Origin of the sequence: Pengzhenrongella sp., assembly GCF_036565025.1 — a bacterium.
Taxonomy (GTDB): Bacteria; Actinomycetota; Actinomycetes; order Actinomycetales; family Cellulomonadaceae; genus Pengzhenrongella.
In genome coordinates, this window is sequence record NZ_DATCNW010000314.1 from 1 (window position 1) to 13,572 (window position 13,572).

Genomic DNA, 13,572 nt, shown 5'->3' on the forward strand with positions numbered 1-13,572 from the left:
GTCCTATAGGACGTCAACGCTCGGACGTTGCGGTTGGTGAGGTTCGGTCAGGTTGACGTCGTCGTGACGCCAGCGCCGAGCGGATTCGCGCGAGTGCGGCCGTTCTGCTGTCGGCCGCGCGAGTGCGGGACTTTGGCTGTCAGAAGCCCCCCGAAGAGGCAGCCAAAGTCCCGCACGCGCGTGATCAACGAGACCGTGTGGCTCGCGAGATGCGAGACGTTATGCTCCGAACGCCCGAAATTCGACAACAACTCGCAGTTCGCGCACCCGCCGGCGCAGATTCGGCTCATTGCGGACTCAGGCTGTCAAGGTCCGCGGCTCGGATCCGCGAGTGCGGGACTTTCGCTGTCCGAAACCCCGAACGGGCAGCCAAAGTCCCGCACTCACGTGATCGAGAAGGGCGGTGACTGACGAGTCGCACGCGAGATAGGAGTTGTTGTCGTCGCAAGGCCCGAAATACGACAACGACTCCTATCTCGCGTACCCGACGGGGGCGATCTGGCTCGAGGGGCGGGCTCGGGCGGCGGTTGGCGGCCGATCGACCGAGGCGCCAGTTGGTGGCGGTCGACGGAGGCGCCAGTTGGCGGCCGCCCGCGCCGATGATCTGGTCCGCGAGCGCCGGATCGTCACTGAGCAGCCGGAGCGAGTCGAGCGCGACGTCGTCGGCGATCGACGGGGGCGACGGTCGGGAGCCCGGCCGGGCCGGCGGAATCGCGCGGGCGATTTCACCTGTTTGCCCCCTCCGTGGGAGTTGTTTGCCGGTTTACAGTGGGCTGCTCTGCGGGGTGCGGAGCGGATCGGACGCGTCGTCGGGGAGGGTCTGTGGTCGCGACAACGGAGCTGACCGCAGCTCCCCGTGCGCGGGTGCGGCACGACCTGCGCGCCGACATCCAGGGGCTGCGCGCCGTGGCCGTGATGCTGGTGATCCTGTCGCACATCCATGGCTGGCCGACGGGCGGGTTCGTCGGCGTCGACGTCTTCTTCGTCATCTCCGGGTTCCTGATCACCGGGCTGCTCCTGCGCGAGCACGAGCGCACCGGGCGCATCTCCCTGCTCGGCTTCTACCGGCGGCGGGTGCGACGGATCATCCCGGTGGCGTCGACCGTCCTCGTGAGCACGGTCGCGGTCAGCTTTCTGCTCTTCTTCTCCGGGCGGGCGCTCTCCGCCCTCGTCGACTCGTTCTGGTCGCTCGCGTTCGCGGCCAACTGGCATCTCGCGCTCATCGGGGCCAACTACCAGCTCGCCGCGGGCACCGTCTCCCCGCTGCAGCACTTCTGGTCCCTCGCGGTCGAGGAGCAGTTCTACCTCGGGTGGCCGTGGCTGCTGCTGCTCGTCCTGGCTGTTGGCAGGCGCAAGGGCGCGAGATCGGCGCCCGGCGCGCGATCGGCACCCACGGCGCGATCACCCCTGACCGCGCGATCGCCCCTCACGCCACGAGTGCCCCTGACCGCCCGGACCGCCCTGGTCGTCGTCGTGCTGGCGCTCAGCATCGCGTCGTTCGGCTTCGGCCTGTGGGAGACCGCGACCCATCCGACCTGGGCCTACTTCTCGACCTTCTCGCGCGGGTGGGAGCTGGGCGCCGGCGCCGCCCTGGCGGTGTTCAGCACCCAGCTGCGCCGGCTCCCCGACCTCGCGCGGACGGTGCTCGCCTGGGCCGGGCTGGTCACCATCGCCGCGAGCGCCCTGCTCATCAACTCCGCCACGCCGTTCCCGGCGCCGGGGGCGTTGCTGCCGGTGCTCGGCACGGCCGCGGTGATCGCCGCGGGAACGGGCGGCACGGCGTCGGGCCTCGCCCCGCTGACCAACCCGGTGATGGGCTACATCGGAACGATCTCGTACTCGCTGTACCTGTGGCACTGGCCGATCCAGGTGTTTGTGCCGGCCCTCGTGCCGGGCGGCGGCCTGCTGTGGGCCGCGGTCAAGGTCGCGCTCACGGTCGGCTGCTCGGTGCTGTCCTTCCACCTCATCGAGGACCCCATCCGCAGGTCCGGCTGGCTTGAGCCGCGCGCCCGACGCCGTCCGATGGCGACCGGGCCGGCCCTGCTCACCCGCCGCGCCGCCCTCGCGAGCGTCCTGGTCCTGGGCGCAACGGGAGTGCTGGCAACCCACGTCGAGCTGCGCGACCCCACGCCGACCCAGGGCGCGAACGGATGGGCGCCCGCCCGGGGCACAGTGGCCACCCCCGCGCAGCGCCGCCTCACCGCCTCGATCGACGCCGCGATCGGGACCCGGACCTGGCCCGATCTGGTGCCCTCCCTCGACGAGGTCAGCGCCGGCGACAAGGCCTCGGAGTGGGTGCGCGACGGCTGCCTCGGCGGGGATGCCACGGCGAACCCGGACCCGCAGAAGAACGCCGTGCACTGCGTCTACGGGAACCCGTCGGCCGCCAAGACCGCCGTCGTGCTCGGCGACTCGATGGCGATCAGCTACGTCCCGGGGATTCGCGCCGCGCTCGAGCCGCTCGGCTGGAAGATCGAGGTCGACACGCAGGCGGAGTGCCCGGCGTTCACCGCGACCGTGTTCCTGGACGACGGTTCCGCCCACCCCACGTGCGACCCGTTCCGCCGCTGGGCCCTCGACCAGATCGTCCGGCAGTCCCCGCAGCTGGTGATCATGAGCAGCGCCGAGGACTCCCTGAAGCGATTCGTGGACCGGTCGGCCGACCCCCTGGCGCAATGGCGATCCGGGACCGAGATCACGCTGGACCGGCTGCGCGCCGCCGGCAGCCGCGTCGTCATCCTTGCGCCGCCGCCCGAGTCGGCGAACATCCTCCTCTGCGCCACCCGGTTCGGGTCCCCGGCCGACTGCCTCGCGGAGCCGTCCGCGAGACGCGACGCCATCGTCGCCTCGGACGCCAAATCGGCGTCGGCCGCGGGCCCGGACGTGACCTTCATCGACACCAAGAAGTGGTTCTGCTCGGCGTCGGACGTCTGCCCGTCCTTCATCGGACGGACTCTCGTCTACGCGGACGGCGGGCATCTGACGAACGCGTTCGCCACCAGGCTCGGCCCGGTCCTGCGCGAAGGGCTCCTCGCCGGAGTTCCCGCCGCCTAGCGACGGACCTAGCGACGGACCTAGCGACGGACCTAGCGACGCACCAGGCGGCGCAGCGTGCGCGCGGCCAGCGCGCGCTCGGCGGCCGCCGCCGGGATGAACAGGTAGGCGACCGCGTACGCCGCCCCCCCGGCCAGGCCGGTCAGGATCAGCGCCGGCCACGACGGCTGGTCGACGAGCCGAGCGGCCAGCAGCAGCACCCCCACGCACGGGGCCACCGGCAGCACCGTCGGGATCAGCACCTGCCTGACGACGGCGCCCACCGGGATGCCCAGCTTCCACAGCGTGTAGGGCAGCACGCAGGCGAGCGCCTCGAGCACGGTCGGCACGAGGGTGCCGACGGCGACCCCCATCAGGCCGTACGGCTTGATCAGGAACACGGTGAGCGCCACGTTGAGCACCCCGGACACCAGGGACGCGACGGCGAACCAGCCGAACCGCCCGATCCCCTGGAACACCGAACCGGCCGGCCACTGGCTCGTGAACGCCACGCTCGCGATGACCAGCACGACGACGAGCACCCCCTGGTCCCGGTACTTCGCACCCACCCACAGCTCGAGCAGGTCACCCGCGAGGAAGCCGGCGCACAGCGCGAGCGGGAACATCAGCGCGAGCGTGATGCGCGTCGAGACGAGGTACAGGCGCCGCAGCCCCTCGGGCTCCCCGGTGGCGTGCAGCTCGCTGGCCACCGGCAGCAGCACCTTGATGAACTGGTCGCTCATCATGTGCGGGAGCTCGCTCAGCCGCCGGGCGAGCGAGTACGGCGCCACCGCCGAGACCGACATGGCAGCCGTGATGATGATCTCGCTGGTCCGCTTCTGCAGCAGGACCGCGAGCTGGCTGACCGTGAGCGTGACCCCGAAGCCGGTCAGGTTCCGGGCCGAGCCGCGGGACGTCGGGGACCAGCGCAGGGCGAACATCGGGTTGAGGCGCCGGAGCATGAGCACGGTGACGAGCTGGCTGCCCAGCGCGACCGGCACGTTCACCGCGACCATGGCCACCAGCCCCCAGCCCTGCAGGAGCACGAACACCGTCAGGGCGGCGGTCGCGAGCGCGTTCACCACCGTGATCGCGTTCGTGAGGTCGTACCGCTGCAGGCCGCGCAGCGCGGCGCTGGCCGGGGTGGCCGCCAGGTTGATCCCGAAGCTCACCGTGACGAGCGCGAGGACCGCGGGCGCGACGGCGCTCGCGGCCGGGCCCAGGTGGATCACCCGATCGGCCTGGGTCGCGAGCACGGCCCCGACCCCCAGGGCGAGTACCGCCAGGCCGGCGTAGATCCGGGTCGCGGTCCCCAGCAGCTCGTGCGCGGTCGACTTCTCGCCCCTGGCCCTCGCGTCGGCGACGTACTTGATGATCGCCGACCCCATGCCGAAGTCGAGCAGCGTGCCGTAGCTGACCACCGCGTTCGCGAGGATCCAGAGCCCGAAGGCGGTCTCCCCGAGGTGGTGCAGGATGAACGGCGTCATCACGAAGGTGGTGGCCAGCGTGACCAGCCGCCCCACCGAGTTGCTGAGCGTATTGCGTCCGATGCGCGACGCGCGCCCGCCCTGCTGGCTCACCTCGCCCGGAACCAGCCCAGCGCGCCGACGACGAGGCCCCAGGTGTACGCCAGGTCGTTGCGGGCCTCGCGCAGGCGGGCGCGCGCAAGGAGGACGACGGCGCGCGCCAGGTGGCCGTACACGTCGCCGGCGAAGCGCCGGAGCATGAACCGGTCGCCGCGCAGGATGTGCTTGACGTAGAACGCGCCCTGGCCGCGCCCGTAGTCGTACCGCAGGCTCGGCTGGGCGTTCTCCCGCCGCCACGCGCGATGCACCGCGACCGCCGCGGGCAGGTACTCGAGGGTGAAGCCCGCCGCGAGCAGCCGGTAGCCGAGGTCGTTGTCCTCCGCGGACGGCAGCGAGCTCCCCGCGCCGAGGCGCTCGTCGAACGTCCCGACGACGTCGAACACCGATCGGAACATGGCGCAGTTGCCCGCGAACAGGACGTCCTTGCGCAGCCGCCCGGTGTACGACGCCGGTTCGGGGTCGGCGATCGTCGACGGCGCCCATGCCCCCGGCACCTCCGGGGTGCCTGCGGCGACCCGGCCGGAGATGACGTGCCGGTCGCGCTGCTCGGTCCGCGACGTCAGGGCACGCACGAAGGTGTCCAGCCAGTCGGCGTCGACCAGCATGTCGTCGTCCAGGAACGCCAGGATCTCGCCGGTGGCCGCCGCGAGCCCCACGTTCCGCGCGCGACTGAGACCGCGATCCGGCGACCACAGGTAGGTGAGGGCGACCGAGGTCGCCCGTTGCAGCGTGCCGGCCGCGAGCTCGGGCTGGGGCTGGTCGCTCTGGTCGACGACGACGAGCTCGGTCGGCAGCCGGTGCATCGCGAGCACGCTGTTGACCGCGTCGATGAGCAGGTCCGGCCGTCCCCGCGAGCAGATGACCACCGAGGTGCTGGGCGCCATCTCAGCGCGCCTTCGTGGCCCGGATGGTGACCAGGATCGGGAACAGCGGGTCGTGCTGCCGGAGCAGGCGCGCGCCCACTTCCTGCGACGCGACTCCCATCAGGAAGGCGGCACCGAGGACGGCATTCCCGTAGGCGAGCACCTCGACGTTCTCGGCTCCGAACACGTCGCCGTAGAGGCGGCGGGCGCCGGCCGGGGTGATCCGCCAGAAGTCGCTGTGCTGGAGCTCGCCGCTGCAGCGGCTCAGCGCGGGCATCGTGACGAGCAAGGTGGCGCCGGGCTTGAGGATGCGGTGGCACTCCCGGACCGCGGACGGCATGTCGTACACCAGGTGCAGCACCTGGGTGAGCAGCACGCAGTCGTAGCTGTCGTCGGCGATCTGGGGCGCGTCGGTCAGATCGGCGATGACCGTCGCCGCGGGGTTGCCGGCGTCGATGTCCAGCACCTCGGCCGACGTCACGGCGTCGCCGCCGAACCGGCGGGTGTAGCCGTCGTCCTTGACCTCGAGGACCCGCCCGGCGATGTCGGCGCTGCGCAGTCCGAGGAAGCGCTCGATGAAGTAGCGATCGATCGGCAGGCCCCGGTCGAAGCCCCACGAGCGGCTCACCGGCCCGCGTCGCAGCAGCAACCCGAGCGGGGCCGGGCGCAGCAGTCGGCGCAGCGTCACGCGGCGCGAGGAGGTGAGGAAGCCCGGGCGCCAGCGGCGCACGGCGGTGGGAAGTCCCGGCATGTGGTGGTCCCGTCTTGGGCTGCTCGCGCCCCGGTTGGTCGCGCTGGATGCGCTCATCGGCGCCGGCTGCTCGGCTGACGGCGCACGGGATGCCCGAGGTGGCGTCCCGTGACCAGCCGGGTGAGGAAGTCGGCGGGACCCTCACGTCCCTCGATCTTGACCCGCGGCAGGGCCAGCGCGTCGTCGCTCGGCAGCACCTTGCCGGGCTGGGTCGTGCAGGCCGAGAGGTACCCGGCCTGCTCCGCCTCCGCCCGGACGCGGTCGTCGAAGGAACCGTGCGGGTAGGCGAGATGGCGGATCTCGTGCCCGAGCTCGTCCTCGAGGACCCGGCGGGACTCGGAGAGCTCGCGGGCGATCCTCGGGGTCCCCAGGCGCGCCAGCGACGGGTGAGTCAGCGCGTGCGACTGGCACGCGATGCCCGCCTGCTCGAGCTCGCGGGCCTCGGCCACGCTCACCAGCGGCAGGTCGACCCCCTCCGGCTCCATCCAGCGGCTCGTCTTGCCGAGGAGTCCCGCGACGACGTACATGGTGGCGCCCAGGCCGGCGTCGTGCAGCAGCGGGGCGGCGTGGCGCAGGCAGTCCCGGAAGCCGTCGTCGAACGTGATCACGACGGGCCGGGGCGGCAGGGGGCGGCGGCGCTCGCGGGCCGCCAGCAGGTCGTCCGGGCTGATGGAGTGGTAGTCGAACTGCCTCAGGGTCCGCACGTGTCCGGCGAACTGGCGCGGGGTGACGGTGTAGTCGCGGAAGGCGGCGGGCACGTCGTCGGACACGAGGTGGTACATGAGTACCGGGACCCCGAACCGGACCCGCATGATCTTCCGGGAAACCGCAGCGACCGGAGCCGGCCTGTGTAGCATTTGGCGAGCCTACCGAGCCGGGACCCGGAAGGTATCAACGTTTCCGATGGGGTGACCCGTGGCTTTCGCCCGCCGACGCGCGCCGACGCTCGCGGCGCGTCCGACCGCTCCGGTCACTGGCTCCGCGCGCCGGCTGGACTGGCGCTTCCTGCTTCCGGTCGCCGACGACGACGCGTTCGACTCGCTCCGGCTGCTCAGCGACGATCCGGCGCTCGCGGACCAGATCACCGGCGCGGGGCTGGCTCGTACGGTGCTGATCGGCACGCAGGGTGCCGCGCGGGTGGACGCCGTCGTCAGCCTCTCCGGCAGCCCCGCGGAGCTCGCCCGCGCGCTGGCCACGCTGCGGCCCGGCGGGGTCGTGTACGCCGAGATCGACCGCGCCCGGCGGGATTGGCGCGGCTGGAGCCCCGCCCGGCTGCGCCGGCGGCTGGCACGGTCCGGGCTGGTCACGGCCGGGTACTGGCGGCGGCGCCGCGGCGCGTACGACAGCCTCTTCCTGCCGCTGGACGTGCCGGGCGCGGTGCCCTGGTACCTGCGCGAGCTCGTCGACGACCGGGCCGCGTCGCGCCGGATCGTCCAGCTGGCGCTCGCGGTGCTGGTCGGACGGGACGGCCGGCGCCTCGCTCCGCTCGCCCGCCGCTACTCGGTGACCGGGGTCGCCGGCCGCCGCGGCGACGCACCTGCGCCCACCCCGGGACTCCTCGCGACCGACGACGACGGCGTGCTGCCCGTGGTCCTCGCCCGCGGCGAGGGACCGTGGAGCCGGGTCGTCCTGCTGCCCTTCGGGCCCACCGACACCCGGCCGCGCACCGTGATCAAGCTCCCCCGAACGGCTCAGCACAACTGGGCGACCGAGCGCGAGCAGCGCGCCCTGACCGCCATCAGGAGCCTGCTGCCGCCCGAGCTGGCCGGCACCGTCCCGGCCCCGCTGGGGATCAGGACCTGGTCGGGGCTCAGCGTCGGCACCGAGTCGTTCCTGCCGGGACGTCCGCTCGCCTTCGCCGGCGAGGATGACCAGATGAGCTCGGCCGCTCAGCTCGACGGTGCGGTGGGGTGGCTGATCGACCTGCACCGCGCCACCCGGTGCGGGGACCTGCCCGCGGACGAGCTCGACTCGCGGCCCGGACCCCCGGAGCCGTGGCGGGCCGACGGCGTCGTCGTGCCGCTGGTCTGGCAGCACTGCGACCTGACCCCGGCGAACGTCCGGTGGGACGGGCGGCGGCACACGGTCGTGGACTGGGAGGCCGCGCGGCCCGGCCCCGCCCTGTGCGACCTGTTCTACCTCCTGCTGCACTGGAAGTGGGACGACCTGCCCGCCGTCGGCACCGACCCCGGTGAGGTGTTCCGCCGGGTCTTCCTCCTCGACGAGGGGGAGCCGGCGCTCCTGGCGTCCACCCAGGTGCGGCGCTACTGCGCGGCGCTGGGCGTCGATGCCCGGCTGACGGAGCCGCTCCTGCTGCACATGCTCGGCCAGCAGGCCGGCGACCGCGCCGAGCGCCTCCGGGACAGCGGGGACGGCCTGGCGCAGGACGACAACCTGTACGCGGACCTGGTCCGGCTCGTCCTCGGCTCGACCGGTCTCGTGCCGGCGTGGAGCCACCCGTGACCGCCGTCGTCCCCATCTGCGTGGTCGTGCCCACCGTGCTGCGGCCGGATGCTCTCGCGCGCTGCCTGGACGCCCTGCTCGACGGCGAGGTCTGGCCCGCGGCGGTGCTGGTGATCGACCAGGGCGGTGACGAGGAGACCGCCGTCGTCATCGCGACGCGCGCCGCGGCGGGCCTGCAGGTGATCCACGTCCGCAGCGCCCTGCGGGGGCTGTCCGCGGCCCGGAACACCGGGCTGCGACAGGTGAGCACGCCGTGGGTCGCGTTCACCGACGACGACTGCGTGCCCTCGCCGACCTGGCTCGCCGCGATCTCCCGGCGCGCCGGTGCCCCGGACGCCCCCGACGGCGTCAGCGGGCGGGTCCTCCCGCTCGGGGAACCCGCGCCGGGGACCTATCCGCTGTCCCTGCGGGTGTCGACCGAGCCGGCCGTGTTCGCCGGTCGCGCGCTGCCGTGGGAGGTGGGGACCGGCGGGAACATGGCCCTGCGGGTCGCGGCCGTGCGCGACGTCGGTGGCTACGACGAGCGGCTCGGCTCGGGGACGCCCGGCCAGGCGGGTGAGGACCTGGAGATCATTCATCGACTGCTGCGCGCCGGTGCGACGCTCGCGTTCGATCCCGACGTGATCGTCCTGCACGCGCGAGTGACCGCGCCACGGCGCCTGTCCACCCGGCGGAGCTACGGCTTCGGGATGGGAGCCTTCGTCGGGATCTGGGTGCGCTCCGACCGGTGGGTGGCGACGACCCTGCTGCGGTGGATGGTCGGCCGGCTGGTGGCCGCGGCCAAGGCCCTCAAGGCCAGGGACCCCCGGCGGCTGCGCGAAGAGGCGCTGCTGGTCGCCGGGGCGCTCGCGGGCACTCGCTTCGGCTGGCGACTGGGTTCACCGCTGGCGTCCGAGCCGCGACCGCAGGCCGCGGCCGCGGGCCCGTCCGGCGACCTCGGCGTAGATCTCGGTCAGCTCTGAGCCGACCCGTCGCCAGCTCAGGTCCGTGGCGTTCGCGGTGGCGACCCCGTCCCGCAGGCTCGCCGCCAGCCCCGGCTCGCGCAGGCAGCGGATCACGGCCGCGGCCAGGGCTTCGTGGTCGCCCGCGGGCACGACGAGTCCGGTGACCCCGTCGCGCACGTACTCGGGCAGCCCGCCGACGTCGGTCACCACGACGGGGCGGCCGAACGCGTACGCGGTCAGCACGACGCCGCTCTGCGACGCGTCCGTGTACGGGCACACGACCACCTGCGCCTCGCGGAAGAGCGCCGCCGTCCGGTCGTTCGAGATGTAGCCGTAGGTCGTTTCGATCCTCCCCCCGTTCGGCAGCGGTGGGGGTTCGGGAGGCTGGTAGCCGTCCGCCGGTTTGCCGGCGACGAGGAAACGGACGCCGGGTACCTCGTGGGCCACGATCGGGGCGGCGAGAAACAGGGTGTCGAGTCCTTTGTACTGCGTGATCCGGCCGAACAGCAGGACGGCGGGTTCGGCCGAACGGGTGATTTCGGTTGAGGGGATTCCGTGCTGCAGGAAGGTGTAACTGGCGAGCCGGACCGTGTACACGGGGGCCCGCAACCGGCGGTGGCGGAGCCGCAGGGCCGCCCGCCCAGCCTCGTGATGGACGAGCACCGCGTCCGCGCGGGAGAGCAGCAGCGTCCGGGTCAGGCTCTTGACGCGCCAGTCCTGCTCACCCGAGTGCGGTTCGGGGTCGTGGCAGCCGACGACGACCGGGCAGGGCAGCCGCGTCACCGCGAGGGCGAGGGCCAGCCGGGGGGAGACGTCGACGTCGTCGATGTGCAGAATGTCCGGGTTGAGCGTGCGGATCCAGTTCAGCACCCCGAACATGAGCCGCAGCGACGCCGGGTGCCGTGCTCGCTGGGTCCCCGTCACGACCAGGTGAAAGCTGGCAGCTCTGCGCCACATCGCCCGGGTCTCCTCGGGAAAGTGCGCGGCGAGCACGGGGTCTGCCTCGACGAGCCCCGACGGGACGAGGTCTTCCGGTGCCTCGAAGTTCGCCGACTGCCACCTGCCGGAAGGCACTTCGAGCAGGAGGTGGACCTCCGCCGATTTGGACAGCGCCGCCGCGAGGGACACGGCCGGCTCGAACAGGGAATGGTGCGTGTAGAGCACGATCTTCATCCGTTGTGCCCTCCATTTTCGGCGTTACCCGGGATACCGTACTGGGGAACCCCTTCGCGGGTGGCTCAACCCGAGCGTCTGGCAAAGGTGCGAGAAAAGGTCATGAGACACGCGGTGCGCGCTGCGCTCTTGCCAAGCGGGCTGATGTTCGAGAGCGAACGTCCGGCGCACCGCTTCCGACGGCGGCTGCGACGAAGGCTCGCCAAGCTCAAGGATCTGCTCGCCGGAGACGGCCGGCTCGTCCAGGAGCGAGGCTCCGAGCACGGCGACCCGATGCTGATCGTGACCATTCTCCGCGAGGCCGGCGCGGTGGGGGTGAACACGCACATCGCGCAGGCCGCCGACCTGCTCTCGCAGCAGGGCGAGCGCGTGCGCATCGTGAGCCTCGACTCGTGGCTGCCATTGATCGGGCCGCTGCTCCTGGCGCCGTGTCTGGCGATCCGTCGGACCCATTTCACGCCGGGCATCCCCCTCGACCGGTATCTCACGTCCCTTTCGGTGGAGCTGTCCATCCGCCGTCAGCTCAAGCTCGAGAAGCCGACGGTGATCTACGCCCAGGACCCTCGATCGGCACATGCGGCTCTGCGGGCCAGGGGAAGCTTGCCGATCCCGGTGGTCATGGTGGTTCACTACAACGAGTCGGAAGCCGAAGAGCTGGTCAACCTGCACGCGATCAGGCGCGGCGGGCGCGCGGATCGAGCGATCCGGTCGTTCGAGGCTGCGTTGATCCCTCGGCTCGACGGACTCGTGCTCGTGTCGGACTTCATGCGCCAGCACCTGTACGACGTGATCCCGGAGGCCAAGGCGGTCTCCAGCGCGGTCATTCCGAACTTCCTGAGCGACACCCGACCCTCGCCGGCCGACGTCGTGACGCGTGACTGCATCAGCGTCGGCTACCTCGTCAAGCGGAAGAACCACGGCTACCTGCTGCACGTCCTCGCGGCGGCCAAGCGTCAGGGGCACCGGTACAGCCTCACCCTGGTGGGCGACGGGCCCGAGCGGGAGCCCCTGCAGCGGCTCGCGGCCGAGCTGGGCATCGCGGACCAGGTCCACTTCCTCGGCGAGCGTTTCGATATCGACGAATTGTTGCGCCAGCACCGCGTGTACGTGCACAGCGCGCTGATGGAGAACTGTCCCTTCGCGTTGCTCGAGGGCTTCCGGGCCGGGCTTCCCGTCGTTGCCGCACCGTTCGGCGGGATTCCCGAGGTCGTGGGCGGCGACGGATCGGGGCGATTCTGGGACCTCGCCGATCCGATCGGCGGCGCGCGAATCCTTTCGGACTTGCTCGAGAACGAGTCCGAATTGGCCCGTGCCGCCCGTCGCGCCCGGGCCCGTTTCGAGTCCACGTACGACGCCGACGTCGTCGGCCATCAGCTCGCCCAGTTCCTCGAATCGGCGCGGACGCCGCTTTCTCGTTTTCCCGGATGACCTGCACGGACGGCCACCATCGGTGCCGTTTCCGCCGTAGGGTTTCCGCATGACCGTGCTCGTCACAGGAGGCGCCGGATATATCGGTGCGCACGTCGTGAAACTGATTCGTGACGCTGGCGGGGATGCGCTGGTGGTGGACGACTTCTCGACCGGACTGGCGGCCCGGGTGCCCGGCGCGACGATTGTGCGCATGGATCTTTCCGTGCCGGATTCGGTCGAGAGGCTTTCCGTCGTGCTGCGCGAGCACGACGTGAGGTCGGTAATTCATCTTGCCGCGAAGAAGCGCGTCGACGAGTCCATGGCGCTACCTGCGTTCTATTTCCGGCAGAACATTTCTGGTCTGGCCAACGTGCTCCTGGCGATGCAGGCGACGAACGTCGACCGGCTCGTGTTCTCATCCTCGGCGGCCGTCTACGGAAGTCCGGCGACGTACGAGGTGACCGAGGATGCGCCCCTGTCGCCCGAGAACCCCTACGGCCAGACGAAGCTCGTCGGGGAGTGGCTCGTCCGGGACGCGGTGCGGGCCTGGGGCCTGCGCGCGGTGTCGCTGCGTTACTTCAACGTGGCCGGCGCCGGCTCGCCCGAGCTCGGTGACCCGCTCGTGATGAACCTGGTGACCATGCTGCTCCAGGGCAGGTCCCTCGGTCAGCAGCCCAAGGTGTTCGGCGGGGACTACCCGACCCGCGACGGCAGCTGCGTGCGCGATTTCGTCCACGTGCGCGACGTGGCCCGCGCCCACCTCGCGTCGCTCGACTACCTGTCCCGGCCGCAGCGGCCGTGGGACGTCTTCAACGTGGGAACGGGAACCGGGTCCACCGTGCTCGAGGTCACCCGCGAGCTGGCGGCGGTGTCCGGCTGGAACGTGGAGCCCGAGATCTGCCCGCGGCGCCCGGGTGACCCCGCGAGCGTCGTCGCGTCGGTCGACCGCATCGCCGAGACGATGGCCTGGCGAGCAGAAAACGCCCTGCCAGACATCCTGTCCAGCGCCTGGACCGCCTGGCAGCACGACCACCCGAACGCGTAGCCCACCCGCAAACTGCGCACATCCGCGCCCGATGCGCACATCCGATGTGCGCAGTCCGAACGGATGTGCGCAGTTTGCGCCTGGCCGGGCATGGCGAAGGCCCGGCGACCAAGGGGATGGTCGCCGGGCGCTCAGACACCCCGGACTAGGCGATGCACTCCGTACCCACGGTCGACGTGCCGACATTCGAGGCGCTCACGACGCCGGTGGTGGCCGAGTACGTCACGGTGTACTCGGTGTTGACCGCTGGAGCGGCCTTGAGGTAGCCCGCGCCGACGAGTGTGGTCGTCGCCGTTCCAGGGAT

10 protein-coding genes are annotated in these 13,572 nt (G+C 71.8%); 5 read left to right on the forward strand and 5 right to left on the reverse strand.

What is annotated here, in order from left to right; translation table 11 throughout:
• The first annotated feature begins 822 nt into the window (after positions 1-822).
• Positions 823-3,054: an acyltransferase family protein gene (locus tag VIM26_RS18205; RefSeq protein ID WP_331953829.1), complete on the forward strand. Its 2,232-nt coding sequence runs from the start codon at positions 823-825 to the stop codon at positions 3,052-3,054.
• Between the two features lie 32 nt (positions 3,055-3,086).
• Here the strand turns inward: VIM26_RS18205 and VIM26_RS18210 are convergent, their stop codons facing one another.
• From VIM26_RS18210 to VIM26_RS18225, 4 genes are read right to left on the reverse strand one after another with little or no spacing between them, the layout of a single operon-like run.
• Positions 3,087-4,613 (reverse strand): lipopolysaccharide biosynthesis protein, encoded by a 1,527-nt coding sequence (locus VIM26_RS18210; protein ID WP_331953830.1) that lies wholly within the window; start codon positions 4,611-4,613, stop codon positions 3,087-3,089.
• On the reverse strand, positions 4,610-5,503 hold the full coding sequence (locus VIM26_RS18215; protein WP_331953831.1) for a glycosyltransferase family 2 protein: 894 nt from the start codon (positions 5,501-5,503) through the stop codon (positions 4,610-4,612). Before VIM26_RS18215 ends, VIM26_RS18210 begins: the two co-directional genes overlap by 4 nt.
• Before the next feature lies 1 nt (position 5,504).
• Entirely contained in the window at positions 5,505-6,290 is a 786-nt protein-coding gene (locus VIM26_RS18220) for a methyltransferase domain-containing protein (RefSeq protein ID WP_331953833.1), read from the reverse strand.
• Positions 6,287-7,090: a polysaccharide deacetylase family protein gene (locus VIM26_RS18225; RefSeq protein WP_331953835.1), complete on the reverse strand. Its 804-nt coding sequence runs from the start codon at positions 7,088-7,090 to the stop codon at positions 6,287-6,289. Before VIM26_RS18225 ends, VIM26_RS18220 begins: the two co-directional genes overlap by 4 nt.
• 58 nt (positions 7,091-7,148) lie before the next feature.
• On the opposite strand from VIM26_RS18225, the gene VIM26_RS18230 reads away from it, so the two are divergent.
• Both VIM26_RS18230 and VIM26_RS18235 read left to right on the forward strand, forming a co-directional pair.
• Positions 7,149-8,696: a phosphotransferase gene (locus VIM26_RS18230; RefSeq protein WP_331953837.1), complete on the forward strand. Its 1,548-nt coding sequence runs from the start codon at positions 7,149-7,151 to the stop codon at positions 8,694-8,696.
• Positions 8,693-9,658 (forward strand): glycosyltransferase family 2 protein, encoded by a 966-nt coding sequence (locus tag VIM26_RS18235; RefSeq protein WP_331953839.1) that lies wholly within the window; start codon positions 8,693-8,695, stop codon positions 9,656-9,658. The genes VIM26_RS18230 and VIM26_RS18235 overlap by 4 nt, the downstream gene beginning before the upstream one ends.
• Here the strand turns inward: VIM26_RS18235 and VIM26_RS18240 are convergent.
• Positions 9,575-10,714: a glycosyltransferase family 4 protein gene (locus VIM26_RS18240; protein WP_331953841.1), complete on the reverse strand. Its 1,140-nt coding sequence runs from the start codon at positions 10,712-10,714 to the stop codon at positions 9,575-9,577. The two genes, VIM26_RS18235 and VIM26_RS18240, sit on opposite strands and share 84 nt — an antisense overlap.
• A gap of 12 nt (positions 10,715-10,726) precedes the next feature.
• Here VIM26_RS18240 and VIM26_RS18245 point away from each other — a divergent pair, with 12 nt between their 5' ends.
• Both VIM26_RS18245 and galE read left to right on the forward strand, forming a co-directional pair.
• Positions 10,727-12,241: a glycosyltransferase family 4 protein gene (locus tag VIM26_RS18245; RefSeq protein WP_331953843.1), complete on the forward strand. Its 1,515-nt coding sequence runs from the start codon at positions 10,727-10,729 to the stop codon at positions 12,239-12,241.
• 49 nt (positions 12,242-12,290) lie between these two features.
• Positions 12,291-13,268 (forward strand): UDP-glucose 4-epimerase GalE, encoded by a 978-nt coding sequence (gene galE / locus VIM26_RS18250; RefSeq protein ID WP_331953845.1) that lies wholly within the window; start codon positions 12,291-12,293, stop codon positions 13,266-13,268.
• The last annotated feature ends 304 nt before the right edge of the window (positions 13,269-13,572 follow it).

What these genes read in the sequence shown, in the direction of transcription:
- galE (WP_331953845.1), top strand. Translation starts at nt 12,291, where the DNA reads ATGACCGTGCTCGTCACAGGAGGCGCCGGATATATCGGTGCGCACGTC.
- VIM26_RS18225 (WP_331953835.1), bottom strand. Translation starts at nt 7,090, where the DNA reads ATGCTACACAGGCCGGCTCCGGTCGCTGCGGTTTCCCGGAAGATCATG.
- VIM26_RS18215 (WP_331953831.1), bottom strand. Translation starts at nt 5,503, where the DNA reads ATGGCGCCCAGCACCTCGGTGGTCATCTGCTCGCGGGGACGGCCGGAC.
- VIM26_RS18220 (WP_331953833.1), bottom strand. Translation starts at nt 6,290, where the DNA reads ATGAGCGCATCCAGCGCGACCAACCGGGGCGCGAGCAGCCCAAGACGG.